The 15,551-nt window shown below is 64.4% G+C and carries 13 protein-coding genes; 10 read left to right on the top strand and 3 right to left on the bottom strand.

The features are described 5' to 3' along the window. Window positions 1-4: 4 nt before the first annotated feature. From DXV50_RS08400 to DXV50_RS08390, 3 genes are all read left to right on the top strand, one after another. On the top strand, window positions 5-1,285 hold the full coding sequence (locus DXV50_RS08400) for an L-cysteine desulfidase family protein (protein ID WP_117205763.1): 1,281 nt from the start codon (window positions 5-7) through the stop codon (window positions 1,283-1,285). 382 nt (window positions 1,286-1,667) lie between these two features. Then, the gene (locus tag DXV50_RS08395; protein ID WP_157966995.1) at window positions 1,668-2,309 is read left to right on the top strand and encodes an HAD family hydrolase; all 642 of its coding nucleotides are present in this window, start codon (window positions 1,668-1,670) and stop codon (window positions 2,307-2,309) included. A 75-nt stretch (window positions 2,310-2,384) separates the two neighbouring features. After that, the gene (locus DXV50_RS08390; RefSeq protein ID WP_232817493.1) at window positions 2,385-3,056 is read left to right on the top strand and encodes a hypothetical protein; all 672 of its coding nucleotides are present in this window, start codon (window positions 2,385-2,387) and stop codon (window positions 3,054-3,056) included. A gap of 44 nt (window positions 3,057-3,100) precedes the next feature. Here the strand turns inward: DXV50_RS08390 and DXV50_RS08385 are convergent, their stop codons facing one another. Next, complete coding sequence (locus DXV50_RS08385; protein ID WP_147556706.1) at window positions 3,101-3,967, bottom strand: C39 family peptidase; 867 nt, start codon at window positions 3,965-3,967, stop codon at window positions 3,101-3,103. Window positions 3,968-4,206: 239 nt separating this feature from the next. On the opposite strand from DXV50_RS08385, the gene nifJ reads away from it, so the two are divergent. From nifJ to DXV50_RS08350, 7 genes are all read left to right on the top strand, one after another. Continuing rightward, window positions 4,207-7,740 (top strand): pyruvate:ferredoxin (flavodoxin) oxidoreductase, encoded by a 3,534-nt coding sequence (gene nifJ / locus DXV50_RS08380; RefSeq protein ID WP_117205760.1) that lies wholly within the window; start codon window positions 4,207-4,209, stop codon window positions 7,738-7,740. Window positions 7,741-8,001: 261 nt separating this feature from the next. Continuing rightward, window positions 8,002-9,417 carry a MurT ligase domain-containing protein gene (locus DXV50_RS08375; protein ID WP_117205759.1) on the top strand — a complete coding sequence of 472 codons (1,416 nt, stop codon included), beginning with the start codon at window positions 8,002-8,004 and terminating at the stop codon, window positions 9,415-9,417. Beyond that, window positions 9,407-10,159 (top strand): glutamine amidotransferase, encoded by a 753-nt coding sequence (locus DXV50_RS08370; protein WP_117205758.1) that lies wholly within the window; start codon window positions 9,407-9,409, stop codon window positions 10,157-10,159. Before DXV50_RS08375 ends, DXV50_RS08370 begins: the two co-directional genes overlap by 11 nt. Before the next feature lie 18 nt (window positions 10,160-10,177). Continuing rightward, window positions 10,178-11,461, top strand: a complete 1,284-nt coding sequence (locus tag DXV50_RS08365; protein WP_198666449.1) for a glycosyltransferase family 2 protein — start codon at window positions 10,178-10,180, stop codon at window positions 11,459-11,461. Then, the gene (locus DXV50_RS08360; RefSeq protein WP_117205757.1) at window positions 11,458-12,813 is read left to right on the top strand and encodes a sensor histidine kinase; all 1,356 of its coding nucleotides are present in this window, start codon (window positions 11,458-11,460) and stop codon (window positions 12,811-12,813) included. The genes DXV50_RS08365 and DXV50_RS08360 overlap by 4 nt, the downstream gene beginning before the upstream one ends. A gap of 45 nt (window positions 12,814-12,858) precedes the next feature. Next, window positions 12,859-13,578: a LytR/AlgR family response regulator transcription factor gene (locus tag DXV50_RS08355; RefSeq protein WP_117205756.1), complete on the top strand. Its 720-nt coding sequence runs from the start codon at window positions 12,859-12,861 to the stop codon at window positions 13,576-13,578. Between the two features lie 19 nt (window positions 13,579-13,597). After that, window positions 13,598-14,047 carry a metallophosphoesterase family protein gene (locus DXV50_RS08350; RefSeq protein ID WP_117206029.1) on the top strand — a complete coding sequence of 150 codons (450 nt, stop codon included), beginning with the start codon at window positions 13,598-13,600 and terminating at the stop codon, window positions 14,045-14,047. Between the two features lie 456 nt (window positions 14,048-14,503). Here DXV50_RS08350 and DXV50_RS08345 read toward each other — a convergent pair whose 3' ends face one another. Both DXV50_RS08345 and trxA read right to left on the bottom strand, forming a co-directional pair. Next, window positions 14,504-15,199: a phosphatase PAP2 family protein gene (locus DXV50_RS08345; RefSeq protein WP_117205755.1), complete on the bottom strand. Its 696-nt coding sequence runs from the start codon at window positions 15,197-15,199 to the stop codon at window positions 14,504-14,506. Between the two features lie 7 nt (window positions 15,200-15,206). After that, a complete protein-coding gene (gene trxA / locus DXV50_RS08340) occupies window positions 15,207-15,524 on the bottom strand; it encodes a thioredoxin (protein WP_117205754.1) in 318 nt (105 codons plus the stop codon). Between the last annotated feature and the right edge of the window lie 27 nt (window positions 15,525-15,551).

Here is a 15,551-nt window from a genome sequence, read left to right as displayed (position 1 = left end):
CAACATGGTCGACTACATCGGGCTCCTCAAGAAGGAGGTCGTTCCGGCCGAGGGGTGCACCGAGCCTGTGGCCGTGGCGTTTGCCGTCTCTCTTGCGGCCGAGCAGCTGGGCGCCGACGCCACCGACGTGCGGCTCAAGCTGTCCGCCAACATCATCAAGAACGCGCTGGGCGTGGGCATCCCCGGGACCGGCATGGTGGGCATTGAGATCGCTGCTGCGCTTGGCGCCGTGGTCAAGCAGTCCGAGAAGCGGCTCGAGGTGCTGCAGGGCTTCTCGCCTGAGCAGCTGGCGGCTGCAAAGGAGCTGGTAGAGGCCCACGTGGTGCACGTCGAGCAGAAGGCCACGCCAGAGGCGCTCTACATTGAGGCCCTGCTTACGGATGGAACGGACACCTCCCGCGTCATTGTCTGCCGCGACCACACCAACGTCGTGCGCGTGGAGAAGAACGGCGAGATCCTGGTGGACAAGCCCATCTCCGTCGGCGCCGGCGATGCCGACGGCGGCACCGGCCTCACCGTGGACGGCATCTACGAGTTTGCGACCACCGTGCCCTTTGAGGACATCAAGTTTGTGCTTGATTGCGTGCCGATGAACACTCGCGTGAGCGAGGAGGGCCTGCGTAACAGCTACGGCCTGGAGGTCGGCCGCCGCATGAGCGCCGGGTCAAATGCGCGCGGCGTGCTGCTCAACAACCTCTCCCTGCGTCTGATTTCTGCCACGGCCGCCGCCTCCGATGCCCGCATGGGCGGGTGTCCGCTTTCCGTCATGACGTGCGCGGGCTCCGGAAACCAGGGCCTGGCCAGCAGTCTTCCCATCATCGAGCTGGGACGCGCCCTGGGTTCCTCCGACGAGGACCTTGCTCGCGCGCTTGTCATGTCGTTCTTGGTGGTCATGCACATCAAGGAGTACATGGGGCGCCTTTCTCCCCTGTGCGGAAGCGGTATTGCGGGCGGCACAGGCTCTTGCTGTGGCATGACCTACCTGCAGGGAGGTAACCTTCCTGAGATAAAGTGCGCAATCAACAACATGCTCGCCACGCTCCAGGGAATGATCTGCGATGGCGCCAAGGCCACGTGCGCGCTGAAGATTGCCGCAGGTACCAACGCTGCCATTACCTCCTCGACGCTGGCGCTGGCAGACATTCAGCCGTCCAGTCTTGAGGGCATTGTCTTTGAAGACGCCGAGGACACCATCAGCCACACGGGTAAGCTCGTCCGCGAGGGTTTTGCCACCACTGACGAGGCAATTCTTTCCATCATGCTTGCCAAGCAGCTCGAGAAATAGCTGCCCGCGGCGCCGCGGCGGGCGTTTGGGTGTCTGCCGCGGGCGCCGCTGGCTTATGCCTTGTGCAGAACGGGCCTTCGTGTGAGCGATTTGGCTTCGGCTGCGCAGAAGTGGCCTTGGTGTGAGCCTGGTTCTTGGGTTTTAAAGCCATATAAATTTGGCAATGAATATTTTCAGGCATAAGGCCAGTTACGCTCTACCGGAAATGCATACTGCTTGAGGTCTTCGGGTAAGGCCCCCAGAAAGGGGCTCGCACGAAGGGCACTTCTGCGCAGCCGAAGCCAAATCGCTCACACGAAGGCCACTTCTGTGCAGACTTTGGGCCAGAAGGCGCCCCGGCTGCGCATACGAGCCTTGCAAATTAAGCAAAAGGGGAGGTCCTGTGCGCTACGAGGCAATCATCTTTGACAAAGACGGCGTTCTGGTTGATACCGAGCCCTTCTACGACCGCCGCCGGCGCGAGTTCTTTGCTGAGGTTGGCATTGACGACTCTGCGTTTCCCAGCTTTTACGGCTCAAACAACGAGGTCATCTGGAAAACCGCAGTGCCCGATGACCCGGCTAAACGCGAGGCTCTCTACCGGCGGTTTCGCTCTCGCTTTGCCAACGATCCGGTGCCCTATGCCCAGCTGTGCGTTCCCCGCATGCGCGAGGTCCTTCAGGCGTGTCGCGCTCTGGGCCTCAAAACCGGCCTCGCCTCTGCTGGCCCGCGCTGGGTCATCGATGGCTTTCTTGAGCAGCTGAATTTGGCCAGCGCCTTTGACGCGACGCTTTCCGGAGAGGACTGCGCTGCAAACAAACCGGCGCCCGACATCTACCTTGCGGCCATGCGCCGGCTGGGCGTCAACCCGTGCCGCACGCTTGTGGTCGAGGACTCGCCGTTTGGCATTCGCGCAGCTCACGAGGCTGATGCGACGGTTTGCGCCGTTATGCCGCCAAGTGCTCCCGAACTTGATCAGTCCCTTGCGGATGTCCGCCTCGGCCCGCTCGCGGCTCTGCTCGACTGGCTGCCTTCCGCGCTCTGACGCCCGGCGCCGCCGGTTTCAGCCGCTTCCCGATGGGGTACGCTACAGAGGCCGTCCGCAGAAGGGGAGAAGACCATGGGTGACGTGAACGTCGGCAGTGCCGAGATGAGGAATTTCAAGCTTGGGACCCCGGCGTTGGTGTGCCGCTGGCGCCTGGCGTCCGGCCGCCTGCCGCTCGAGAACCGTCACCTGCGCGCGCTGAGCCGTCGCGTTCTGGACGACGAGCCCGTCTCTCCCCAGCTCATCGCGTGGGCAAAGCAGCACGTTGAGTGGACCCTGCGCGAGGGTTCGGCAGAAAACCCCAACGGCGTGCTCATGCTCATCGTTGACGAGGAGGGCCAGGCAGCCATGACCGTCGGCCCGTACGAGCCGCTTGCCGCCATGACCGCCTCGGGCCTCGTTGACCGCGCAACCGCCGCGCAGCAGGAGGCGGACGAGACGGGCGTCGCGCCGGAGACCCTCTGGGCCGTCCGAGATGGCTGCCTGGTTGCGGGCGTTGCCCCAGGTCAGAGCCTCTCTGGCGCATCTTCACTGGTAGAGGACCTGGCCAAGACCGTCGGTCTGCCGCTCTCTCGCCAGGCCGACCTGCTTGACGACGTTGCCTCCGGCGCCGCGTCCCCTGCCGAGGTGTTTCTTGCCTCCGACGAGCACGGCATCATCTGCGCCACCGATGCCGCCGGCTCCATCGGCGAGCGCCTGACCAAGGACTACGTCCGCCTTCTGGAGTCCATGGACAAGCGCCGCTAGCCTGCGGACACGGCCCTGGCCCCGTCCTCAACTCCGACCCGGGCCTACGCCACGGAGAGCGCCCAGGCGCAGCTCATCTCGCTGACGATGAGGTTAAGGTCCCAGCTCCGGTGGCTGCGCAGGTAGCTGTTTGAGTCGTGCACGATGGCCCGCCCGTCGGCGTCAAGCCCGTCCAGCGCAATGAAGTGCCCGACGCGCGTGAACGTGCCCGGCCCCATGACGCAGATCGCGTCCTTGCCGGCCTGGAGCGCCGCGCGCAGCGAGCTCGCGGACGCGCCCAGCACCTCGCTCTTGAGGCCCAGCCCCGCCGCGCCGCTGCCAACGAGCGCCCATGCGCTGCCGTTGCGATCGGTCGAGTATCCGTTGCTGGTGGCGTAGGCAGCCATCTCAATAGGCCCCATGGATGTGTCTCCCGTGAGGTCAATGTAGACCATGTCCAGCGCAAACGGACCGCATCCCTGCAGGCTGATGGGGCCGTTACTGTATCGGTCGTCCGCAAACGCGGCATCAATTTGGTAAAGGTAGGGCATCTTGCCGACCGCCCACTCGGACGTCGCCGTGCTTGTGGGCTGAACGTAGCCCGCCGCAAACGCCCGCGCCCCGCGGACCATCTCGCAGCCCAGGCCGCCCGCGCTCTGCCGCGCCTGCGTGGTCACTGCCGCCAGGGCGTCCTCGCGCGCAACCCGCGCCCCGCGGGCGCACGAGCCCCCAACGCCCGCGATCACGGCCAGCGCCACCATCGCCGCCGCAAGCTTTCCGCGCAGCCTCGCCTGCCGCTCGGCCTCCGCCTGGCGAGAAGCCCGCCTTGCCGCGCGCTCGTCTCGGCGACGGGCGGCATCGCCCCCAAGGGTGTCCCCATTACCTGGGCAAGAAGAACGTCCCCGCTGTCTGGGGGGAAGCTGAGTGGCCACGGCGGCTCCTAATTGGTGCGTTTTGCAGGTATCGTACCATGCGTTCTTCTCGCCAAGGTTAACGCGTCCGCGGGAAAAAACGCCCACGTCGCGGAATGCCCCAACAACTTGGTATCGATACCACTGCGGCCGGGGTAGACTGTGTGATTGAATGCGACGGCCCACCCATCGGTTGCGTGGGCCCAGCAAGAACGGCCTGGGGCCATGGGGGTGCCCAGGGAGTTCAAGAAGGAGAGGATATGGGACGTAAGTTCAAGTCCATGGACGGCAACGAGGCGGCCGCGCACGTATCGTACGCGTTCACCGAGGTTGCGGGTATCTACCCCATCACGCCGTCCAGCCCCATGGCCGACCACGTCGACCAGTGGGCAGCTCAGGGCCGCAAGAACATCTTCGGCACGCCCGTCAACGTCGTCGAGATGGAGTCTGAGGCTGGCGCCTCCGGCACCGTCCACGGCTCCCTTGGCGCCGGCGCTCTGACCACCACGTACACGGCTTCTCAGGGTCTGCTCCTGATGATCCCGAACATGTACAAGATCGCGGGCGAGGGCCTGCCGGGCGTCTTCCACGTTTCCGCCCGCTGCGTCGCCTCCCACGCTCTGAACATCTTCGGCGACCACTCCGACGTCATGGCCTGCCGCCAGACCGGCTTTGCCATGCTCGCCGAGGGCAACGTCCAGGAGGTCATGGACCTCTCTCCGGTGGCTCACCTCGCCGCCATCGAGGGCAAGGTCCCGTTCCTCAACTTCTTTGATGGCTTCCGCACTTCTCACGAGATCCAGAAGGTCGCCGTCTGGGACTACGAGGACCTCAAGGACATGTGCAACATGGAGGCCGTCCAGGAGTTCCGCGATCACGCGCTGAACCCCGAGCACCCGCACGCCCGCGGCTCCCACGAGAACGGCGACATCTTCTTCCAGCACCGTGAGGCCTGCAACAAGGCCTACGACGAGCTGCCTGCCGTCGTCGAGAAGTACATGGGCAAGATCAACGAGAAGCTCGGCACCGACTACGGCCTGTTCAACTACTACGGCGCCCCCGACGCCGACCGCGTCGTCGTCTGCATGGGCTCCTTCTGCGACGTCCTTGAGGAGGTCATCGACTACCTCAACGCCCACGGCGAGAAGGTCGGCCTCGTGAAGGTCCGCCTGTTCCGTCCGTTCTCCATCAAGCACTTCGTCGACGTTCTCCCCGAGACCGTCAAGAAGATCGCCGTCATGGACCGCACCAAGGAGCCCGGCTCCATTGGCGAGCCCCTCTACCAGGACGTCGTCTCCGCCCTCTACGAGGCCGGCAAGACCGACATCCACGTCTCCGGCGGCCGTTACGGCCTCGGCTCCAAGGACACGCCTCCCGCGTCTGCCTTCGCCGTCTTCGAGGAGCTCAAGAAGGACGAGCCCAAGCGCGAGTTCACCATCGGCATCGTCGATGACGTCACCAACCTGTCCCTGCCCGAGCCCGAGGACGCTCCCAACACGGCTGCCCCCGGCACCATCGAGTGCAAGTTCTGGGGCCTCGGCGGCGACGGCACCGTTGGCGCCAACAAGAACTCCATCAAGATTATCGGCGACCACACCGACAAGTACGTCCAGGCGTACTTCCAGTACGACTCCAAGAAGACTGGCGGCGTGACCGTTTCTCACCTGCGCTTCGGCGATTCCCCGATCCGCTCCCCGTACTACGTCACCAAGGCCGACTTCGTGGCCTGCCACAACCCGTCCTACATCGTCAAGGGCTTCAAGATGGTCCGCGACGTCAAGCCGGGCGGCACCTTCCTGGTGAACTGCCAGTGGTCCGACGAGGAGTTTGCGGAGCACATGCCCGCCGTGGCCAAGCAGTACATCGCCAAGAACAACATCACCGTCTACCTCATCGACGCCATTGACCTGGCCGCCAAGGTCGGCATGGGCAAGCGCACCAACACCGTGCTGCAGTCTGCCTTCTTCGCCCTGGCCAAGGTCCTGCCCGCCGAGGAGGCCCTCCAGTACATGAAGGACGCGGCCACCAAGTCCTACATGAAGAAGGGCCAGGCCATCGTCGACGCCAACCACAAGGCCATCGACGCCGGCGCCACCGCCTTCCACAAGTTCGAGGTCCCCGCTGACTGGGCCACCGCCACCGACGAGCCCAAGGAGCTCACGCTCGAGGGTCGTGCCGCCATCGTCAAGCAGGTCAAGGAGCTCCTCGAGCCCATCAACCGCATGGACGGCGATTCCCTGCCCGTCTCCGCCTTCTCCGAGCACGTCGACGGCCAGTGGGAGCTGGGTGCCTCTGCCTACGAGAAGCGCGGCGTCGCGGTCATGGTCCCGAAGTGGGACGAGTCCAAGTGCATCCAGTGCAACAGCTGCGCCTTCGTGTGCCCGCACGCCACGATCCGCCCGTTCGTCCTCACCGACGAGGAGGTCGCTGCCGCGCCTGAGAACCTGCGCACCCTGGACGCCATGGGCCCCAAGGTCAAGGGCATGAAGTTCACCCTGGCCATCTCCCCGCTGGACTGCATGGGCTGCTCCGTCTGCGTGAGCGCCTGCCCGAAGGACGCCCTCACCATGGTCCCGACCGAGGGCGAGCTGCCCGAGCAGGACGTCTTCGACTACTGCGTCTCCAAGGTTGCCGAGAAGCCCGAGGCCATCGCTGCCAACACCAAGGGCTCCCAGTTCAAGCAGCCGCTGCTTGAGTTCTCCGGCTCCTGCGCTGGCTGCGCCGAGACCAGCTACGCGCGTCTCGTCACGCAGGTCTGCGGCGACCGCATGTTCATCTCCAACGCCACCGGCTGCTCCTCCATTTGGGGCAACCCGGCCGCTACGTCTCCGTACACCGTCAACAAGTGCGGTCACGGCCCGGCGTGGAACAACTCCCTCTTCGAGGACAACGCCGAGCACGGCCTTGGCTTCGAGGTCGGCTACAAGGCCGTCCAGAACAAGCTCGTCTCCGACACCGAGGCCCTCATTGCCTCTGACGGCGTGAGCGAGGGCTTCAAGGCTGCCGCCCAGGCCTGGCTGGACAACCGCAACGACACCGAGGGCTCCAAGACCGCCGCTGCCGAGTACATCAAGGCGCTCGAGGAGAACGGCTCCGACGCCGCCAAGGCGGTCCTGGCCGACAAGTCCTACCTCACCAAGAAGTCCTTCTGGATCTTCGGCGGCGACGGCTGGGCCTACGACATCGGCTTCGGTGGCCTGGACCACGTCCTTGCCTCCAACCACAACGTCAACGTCTTCGTCTTTGACACCGAGGTCTACTCCAACACGGGTGGCCAGGCCTCCAAGGCCTCTAACCTCGGCCAGGTCGCGCAGTTTGCTGCCGCCGGCAAGGTGACCAAGAAGAAGACCCTGGCTGAGATCGCCATGACCTACGGCTACGTCTACGTCGCCCAGGTCGCCATGGGTGCCAACCCCGCCCAGACGCTCAAGGCCATCCAGGAGGCCGAGGCCTACGACGGCCCGTCCCTGATCATCGGCTACAGCCCCTGCGAGATGCACTCCATCAAGGGCGGCATGAAGAACTGCCAGCTCGAGATGAAGAAGGCTGTGGACTGCGGCTACTGGAACCTCTATCGCTTCAACCCGGCTGCCGCCGAGGGCAAGAAGTTCTCCCTCGACTCCAAGGAGCCGGCGGGCGGCTATCAGGAGTTCCTGATGAACGAGGCTCGCTACAACCGCCTCACCCGCGAGTTCCCCGAGCGCGCCCAGGAGCTCTTCAAGGAGAACGAGGAGGCTGCCATGGCTCGCTACCAGCACCTTCTCAAGCTCAAGGCCATGTACGCCGACGCGTAAGCAACGCAAGCGCGCTAGCTGCATGATCTGACGCACCCCCGGGCCGGGCCGGAAGCCAACCGCTTCCGGCCCGGTTTTTCTTCTCGCCAGGGCACCGTTTGCATGTGAAAGTGGACGCTTCGGAGCGCCACGCCGACCAAAGGCACATGCAAACCGCGACTGCACGTCAGGCGAGAAGCGCTCACGGGGGCTGCATGCCAACGTGATAGAGTTGATGGATTATCCACGGCCCTCGGGCCGCGCCGGCAAGAAAGGACGAACATGGCTGATGCTCATCGCGGCCCCAGGTACCAGCTGGCCATGGCTGCCGCCAAGGCAACCCAGGCCGCGCTCACGGCAGCGCACCGCAACGGCGGCCAGCTCCCGGGCGTGATTGCCGAGAAGGTCGACCCGCAGATCCTCGCCGACGTGCCGCGGCCCAAGACCGTGGTGTGCGTCTCTGGCACCAACGGCAAGACCACCACCAACAACCTGCTGAACGACCTTCTCGCTGACAACGGGTACGAGGTGGTCAACAACAGGGCTGGCGGCAACGTGGCAAACGGCATCCAGTCCACGCTCATCAGGAACGCAACCATGTCCGGTGGTGCCAAGAAGGACATGGCCGTCATGGAGCTGGACGAGCTCTCCTTCCGCAAGGTCCTGCCGTACCTGACGCCCGACGTCATCCTGGTGACCAACCTCTATCGTGACTCCTTCAGCCGCAACGCCAACCCGGACTTCATCTTCAACGTGATGAGCCACTACGTGAGCCCCAAGACCAAGCTGGTGCTCAACGCGGACGACCTCATCTCCTGCCGCCTGGCGCCGCAGGACGCCAACCGCGTCTACTACTCCATCGGCCGCCTGGCCGACGACACCGCCGAGCCCCAGGGCATTGTCTGCGACCTCACGGCCTGCCCCGTCTGCGGTGGCAAGCTTGAGTACGACTACTGCCACCTGCGCCACCTGGGCCATGCAACATGCAAGAGCTGCGGTTTCACCAACCCCGAGCCTGACTACGAGCTCACCGCGCTTGACCGCGAGGCCCATACCTTCACCGTCTGCGAGCGCTCGCACGAGGGCGCGCCCACGCACACCTATCGCTATGGCAACTACTCCATCACCAACCTGTACAATCTCTTCTCCACCGTTGTTGTGGCCCGTGAGCTGGGCCTTTCTGCCGAGGCCATTGGTGCCTCGCTGGAGCGCGGCATCAACGTGACGGCCCTTCGCTACACCGAGGAGGAGGCTGACGGCAAGCGCCTGGTGGCCGTGGCCTCAAAGGGCGAGAACAGCACGGCCACGTCCGTGGCGCTCGACACCATCCGCAAGGAGCCCGGCAGCAAGGCCGTCGTGGTCATGCTGGCCGATGCGCACAAGGCCGCCAACCCCAAGGAGACCGAGTACATAGGCTGGTACTACCAGACCGACTTTGAGTACCTCAAGGACCCCAGCATCAAGCAGGTGGTGGTCCAGGGCGCTACCAACCCCGACCTGCTGCCGCGCCTGCGCCTGGCCGGCATTGACCCGGACAAGCTCACCATGGTGGAGACCCCCGAGCAGGCCGCCACGGCCGTGGACCCCAGCGGCGTCGACTCCGTCTTCTGGGCCTTTGACATCTACAACGGGCCTGACGTGGAGAAGAGCCGCACGCTTGTGGCTCAGAAGATCAAGGAGGCCGCAGATGCCCGATAGCGCCGGCAAGACCATCGTCGAGGTTCTCTATCCGGAGTACGCCAACCAGGCCGGCGACAACGGCAACGCCATGTACCTGCGCGCCTGCCTGCCTGACGCCACATTTGTGGAGACCAGCCATGATGACGTGCCGTACTTTGCGGAGCACGTGCCCTCGCTGGTCCTTCTCTGCGGCATGTCCGAGGCGCAGCAGGAGAAGACCATTGAGCTTTTGATGCCCTACCGCGACCGCCTGAACGAGCTGGTGGACGCCGGCGTGCCCATGCTCTTCACCGGCAGCGCGCCCGAGGTCCTGGGAAGCAAGATCGTGAACCCCGACGGCTCCGAGGTCTGCGGCCTGGGCATCCTCGACTTTGTGACCCACCGCAACATGCCGGAGCGCTACCACGACGTCGTCATCGGCGACTTTGTGCCCGCTCCCGGCCAGCAGTCCATCAAGGTCGTCGGCTTCAAGATCCAGTTCACCCAGGTGGAGGGCCACAATCAGACGGGCTTCTTCTGCCACGACGAGGTGGGCTTTGGCCTCAACAAGGGCACCAAGCTCGAGGGCTTCCGCAAGAACAACCTCATGGCAACGTGGCTCATTGGCCCGCTGCTCCCGCTCAACCCTGACTTCACGCGCTATCTGCTGGACCTCATGGGTCGGGCAGACGCGCCTCTGGCCTTTGAGGAGGATGTCCGCGCCGCCTACAGAGAGCGCCTCAAGACCTTCCGCCTGCCCGGCATGGGCTTGGCGTACTAGAGCAGAAAGGCTGCAAACGTGAACCCCGTCGTGGTCATACCGTCGTACTGGACCGAGGGCGCACAGCCCGACGGCCTGGGAAAGCCGGGCGTCTATGACTACGCCACGCCCATCGGCAAGCCGCTCCCGGAGCTTGAGCTGTGCCTCTCGTCGCTGGAGCAGGTGCGCGGCATCATCAGGGTCATCGTTCTGGTGGTGGCGCCCCCGTCCTGTGAGGAGTCCGCCCGCGCCCGCGTGAACTCCATCTGCCGCGCGCACGAGGACCTGAACCCGCTGGTCATTGGCCAGCAGGAGGCGGCCCATGTCACCAACGCCGTAGGGCGGATGCTGCCCAACGTGGTGGGGGAGGCCGTGGCCCTCCGCGGCTACGGCGCCATCAAGAACCTGGGCCTTGCGGTGGCCGCCATCATGGGCCATGACGTGGTGGTCTTCCTTGATGACGACAACGTTGTCCTTGACCAGGACTTTCTTCTCAACGCGGTCTACGGCCTGGGTTCGCTCAACCGCCAGGGCCAGCACATCAGCGCCAAGAGCGGCTACTTTGTGGACGCGTCCGGCTCCGCGCTGCCGCATCCGAGCACGGCCTGGTCGGAGCGCTACTGGTCAAAGGCGGGCGAGTTCACCAAGGTCATGGAGCGCATGCTCTCGGCCACGCGCTTCTCGCGGTCAAACCACATGTGCGGAGGCTGCTGCGCGCTTCACGCGGAGGCCTTTGCCCGCGTGCCGTTTGACCCCTACATCACGCGCGGAGAAGACCTTGACTATGTCTTTGACCTGCGCGCCTTTGGCCTTGACGTCTGGTTTGACAACGCCTGGAGCGTCCGCAGCCAGCCGCCCGAGGAGACCGCCAGCGGCCCCTCGCTCTTCATGCAGGACGCCTATCGCTGGCTCTACGAGTACCGCAAGCTCGAGGCGCTCAACGCGCGGCGAGACCTGCGCACCATAACGCGCGAGTCCCTCATGCCCTATCCGGCGCCGTGGGTCTTTCCCGAGGTGCGTCAGCGCGTCTTCAAGACGGCGTACCGTCGCATGCTCACGGGTCCGGACCGCCTTGCCTACCTGCGCATTCTCACGCGCGGCCGACACGAGGCGGAGCGGTACGCGCGCACGGCCTCTGCACGCTACCTCTCGTTTGCCATGGCCTGGTCCGGCATCATGGCCTCGCTCTGGGAGGACCGCTACCTCAAGGCGGCCATCCTCAAGACCGGCGAGGTGGCTCCCATCCTGCAGAAAGTCACGCCGGCGGATCTCTCTGGCGGCATCTCTGCCGACATCTCCGGCAACCTTGGAGGAGACCTATGAGAATAACCACCCAGCGGTCGGTCAGGGGGACAAACGCCCTTCTCGCCGCCGTCCTTGGGGCATCTATGCTGGTGCTGGCGTGGGGAATCTCCGTTGGCAACGTCTACGTGGCGATTTTCGTTGGCGTGGTGGCGGCCCTTTGCTTTGTGCTGGTGGGCACCGTCAATCTGGTCCCGGACGACTCCCGCTCCGAGGCAACCGAGCGTACCCTGCGCGTGGCGGTGGGCACGCTGGAGCACCTGCGCGGCGGCCTCACGGCCGACAACGCCCAGGCCATATGCGCGCTTCTCCTGCCCGAGACAAACGCCACGGGCATAGCCATTACCAACAAGACGCATGTCCTGGCTTGCGCGGGAACCGTCGACCCGGCCTTTGTCGCCGGCTCCGAGAACGCCCGCTCCACCCTTGAGGTGCTCGAGAGCAAGCGCATGGAGACCTTTGTTGCGGTGGACAAGGAGGATGGCAAGGACATCCGCCGCCTTGGCCCCATCGGCCGCCGCGGCGACCGCACCTACGGCGTGGTGGTCCCCCTGCTGGTGCAGGACAAGGCCGTGGGCACGGTCAAGTTCTACTACGCTCGTGACCTGGACATCGACCGCACGCAGCTGGCTATTGGCCAGGGCCTGGGCTCGCTTCTCTCCACGCAGCTCTCTGCCTACGAGCTTGACCTGCAGGCCGAGCTCACGGCCCGCGCCGAGGTCAAGGCCCTGCAGGCGCAGATCAACCCGCACTTTCTGTTCAACACGCTCAACACCATTGCGTCTCTCTGCCGCACGGACCCCATGAAGGCCCGCGACGTGCTGCGCGCCTTCTCCATGTTCTACCGCCGCACGCTGGAGAGCTCCGAGAAGACGCTCATCCCGCTTGAGCAGGAGCTTGAGCAGACCCGTCGCTACCTCACCATCGAGAAGGCCCGCTTCGGCGAGAGCCGCATCGTGGAGAGCGAGCACGTGGAGCCTGGCTGCGAGGCGCTGCCGGTGCCGTCCTTCCTGGTGCAGCCCATCGTGGAGAACGCCGTTCGCCACGCCATGAGGGACACCGGCCCATTGAATATTGACATTCACGTGGCGGCCGACGGTGATGATATTCTTATTGCCGTCGCCGACGATGGTCTTGGAATGACCCAGGAGGTGGCAAATCGTCTGCTCGAGAAGCCCGCTACCATGGGCGCGTCGGGGCAGAAGGGCACGGGCATGGCCCTGCGCAACGTCGCCGAGCGCATTGAGCGCTTCTTTGACGCTGGCTCGGGCGTCGAGGTCGTGTCCAAGCCTGGTGAGGGCACCTGCGTCACGCTCAAGCTCGTGGGCGCTCGCCTCAACCTAGCACGTAAGAACCAGACCGCATCGGCGTGAGCGTAGAAACACGCGCCCAAGCGGACGTAACAGGGGGATTTGCACATGCGCGCAATGATCGTTGACGACGAGGCGCCCGCTCGCTCCGAGCTGCGTTACCTGCTCGAGGAGACCGGTCGCATCGACGGCATCATGGAGGCCTCAAGCGCCCGCGAGGCCGTGGAGCGCCTGATGGACGGCAAGGTGGACGTCATGTTCCTGGACATCCAGATGCCCAAGACGTCCGGCATGCAGCTGGCCGAGGCCCTGCACAAGCTCAAGAACCCGCCGGCCATCGTCTTTGTGACGGCCTACAGCGAGTACGCGCTTGACGCCTTTGGCGTGGACGCCGTTGACTACCTGATGAAGCCCGTGGAGCCCGAGCGCCTTGCGCAGGCGCTGGACAAGGTCCAGGGCCGCATGAAGCCCGAGGAGCCGCAGAGCCACTCAGCCGTGGAGCGCATTCCGGTGGTCAAGAGCGGACGCAAGGTGCTGGTGCCCATCGACCAGATTCGCTACATCGAGGCCAAGGACGACTACTCCTGCATCTACACCGACGTGGACAGGTTCCTCTCCACCATCAGCCTGGCCAAGCTTGAACAGAAGCTCGCGCCGCACGGGTTCTTCCGCGTGCACCGCGGCTACATCGTCAACCTTGAGTACGTGGAGGACGTCGAGGTCATCTCCTCCGGCATCCTACAGCTGGGCATCAATGGCATCGAGGGCAAGAAGATCTCCGTCTCGCGCCGTCGCGTCGTTGCGCTCAAGCGCGCGCTCGGGCTGTAGGTGACCGCTGTTGGCTCTCATGCGCTACGACATCATCTCTGACACCCACGGCTTCCTGGAGCCCGACCTTCTGGACCAGCTTCAGGGCGCGGACGTCATCGTGCACGCGGGTGACATCTGCTCCGGCGCGGACTACCGTACCCTGCAGAAGATCGCGCCCGTGCAGATGTGCCTGGGCAACAACGACTGGGCCTACGAGTACGGACCCGAGGTCAAGACGCGCAAGGTGTTCTTCTCCAGTGGGCTGAGGTGGCAGGTGGTGCACTATCGCCAGCACCTCAACCTGCTCAAGTGCGACGTTGCCATCTGCGGTCACACGCACCGCCCCTTTGTTGAGCGCGACGAGTGGACGGGCACGCTGGTCATGAACCCCGGCAGCCCCACGTACCCGCGCGGCAGCAAGCCCTCCATGGGCCGCATCCTCTGCGAGGACGGCCGCGTCGTCGACGCCCAGATCATCGAGCTCTAACCCCGCCAGGACACGGGGACGCTGTTAGTTACCTGGTAAAAGGGACACCCTTGGCGCATCCAGCCAGCCGCCAAGGGTGTCCCTTTTTTGCGCAAGTTGGGGACGTGTTCAAATTTGCGCAAAAACGAACACGTCCCCAATTTGCGGGGATAACGTGCGGGGCCTTGGGGTGGGTGGGGCTTGGTTAGAGGAGGATTTGCTGCACAGAACTGCCCTTCGTGTGAGTCATTCGGCAGCGCGTGTGCAGAAGTGGCCTTCGTGTGAGTGCCTCTTGGCTGCCGTGGACCGGGGCCGTCTGATTATATGCAGGCTCCGTCTAAGCCAACAGCCGCTTTGCCTCAAGAATATACATTTAGATTTTGATGTGCGTCAAAAACGGCGGAATCTGGCTCACACGAAGGCCACTTCTGCACACGCGCTGCCGAATGACTCACACGAAGGGTAGTTCTGCGCCGGCTAGCTCCGTGGCTGGACGTTTTCCTCGTCCATGAAGGCGGGGGCGATGACCTTGGTGAAGAAGACCAGCCAGATCAACGAGACGCAGAAGCCGGCAATGACGTCGGACGCATAGTGAACGCCCAGGTAGACGCGGCTGATGCCCACCATCACAATGATCAGCCCAAACAGGCAGCACCACACGTGGCGCATCACGTCGTCGCGCTCGTACTTCCAGATCATCCAGATGAGCAGCCCGTAGAACGCCATGGAGATCATCGAGTGCCCCGAGGGAAAGCTGTAGCCGCTCTCCACCGCCAGCCGGTACCCGTCCGGCCTCGGCCTCTGCACGATGAACTTGAGCACCTGGTTGAGCACGAGCGCGCCCACCACATTGGCGCAGACGCAGCGCCCCGGCGCCTTGCCCGGGGCAAACGCGGCCACCACCAGCGCCATCACCAAGATCACGGCCACGGACGAAAGCGAGGTGAAGCCCTCCATGATGGGGGTCATCACGTCAGAGCGCAGCGTGACCACAAAGAACCGGTACGCCAGCGCGTCCAGGGTCATAATCTCTCCCTCGGACACCTCTTCCAGCAGCCAAACAAAGGCCAGCGCGGCCAGCAGCACCGCGATGGTTCGGACGTTTTTGCGTGCATACGAAAGGACGCCCTGGGCCAGGCCCCGAGCGTCCCTCTTGGAATCGCTAGCGGTCATGAAGCTCCTAGAGGTAAGGCTCAATCTCTGCGACCAGAGCCTGCTTGGACATGTTTCCGACCACAGTATGCACGGGCTGGCCGTCCTTGAAGAGCATGAGCGTGGGAATGGAAACAATGCGGAACCTCGCGGCCAGCTCATCCTCGTCGTCCACGTTGCACTTGTAGACGTCCATGCGGTCGGCAAAATCCTGCCCGACCTCCTCGACGATGGGGCCCAGCGCGCGGCACGGCCCGCACCAAGGTGCCCAGAAGTCAACCAGGACGGGCTTTCTGGCCTCCGAGAGAACAAGGTCGAACTCTGCACCGGTAATTGCCTTCGCCATGACGGCTCCCTTCGCGCACGCGCTGTT

This window comes from Paratractidigestivibacter faecalis (genome assembly GCF_003416765.1).
In the GTDB taxonomy this organism is placed as follows: Bacteria; Actinomycetota; Coriobacteriia; order Coriobacteriales; family Atopobiaceae; genus Paratractidigestivibacter; species Paratractidigestivibacter faecalis.
This window is presented reverse-complemented; position numbering and strand designations above follow the sequence as displayed.

Bases quoted from the DNA above. Each gene is read 5' to 3' on its own strand.
- DXV50_RS08400 (WP_117205763.1), top strand. From the start codon at position 5: ATGGTCGACTACATCGGGCTCCTCAAGAAGGAGGTCGTTCCGGCCGAG.
- DXV50_RS08390 (WP_232817493.1), top strand. From the start codon at position 2,385: ATGGGTGACGTGAACGTCGGCAGTGCCGAGATGAGGAATTTCAAGCTT.
- nifJ (WP_117205760.1), top strand. From the start codon at position 4,207: ATGGGACGTAAGTTCAAGTCCATGGACGGCAACGAGGCGGCCGCGCAC.
- DXV50_RS08375 (WP_117205759.1), top strand. From the start codon at position 8,002: ATGGCTGATGCTCATCGCGGCCCCAGGTACCAGCTGGCCATGGCTGCC.
- DXV50_RS08370 (WP_117205758.1), top strand. From the start codon at position 9,407: ATGCCCGATAGCGCCGGCAAGACCATCGTCGAGGTTCTCTATCCGGAG.
- DXV50_RS08360 (WP_117205757.1), top strand. From the start codon at position 11,458: ATGAGAATAACCACCCAGCGGTCGGTCAGGGGGACAAACGCCCTTCTC.
- DXV50_RS08355 (WP_117205756.1), top strand. From the start codon at position 12,859: ATGCGCGCAATGATCGTTGACGACGAGGCGCCCGCTCGCTCCGAGCTG.
- DXV50_RS08350 (WP_117206029.1), top strand. From the start codon at position 13,598: ATGCGCTACGACATCATCTCTGACACCCACGGCTTCCTGGAGCCCGAC.
- DXV50_RS08345 (WP_117205755.1), bottom strand. From the start codon at position 15,199: ATGACCGCTAGCGATTCCAAGAGGGACGCTCGGGGCCTGGCCCAGGGC.
- trxA (WP_117205754.1), bottom strand. From the start codon at position 15,524: ATGGCGAAGGCAATTACCGGTGCAGAGTTCGACCTTGTTCTCTCGGAG.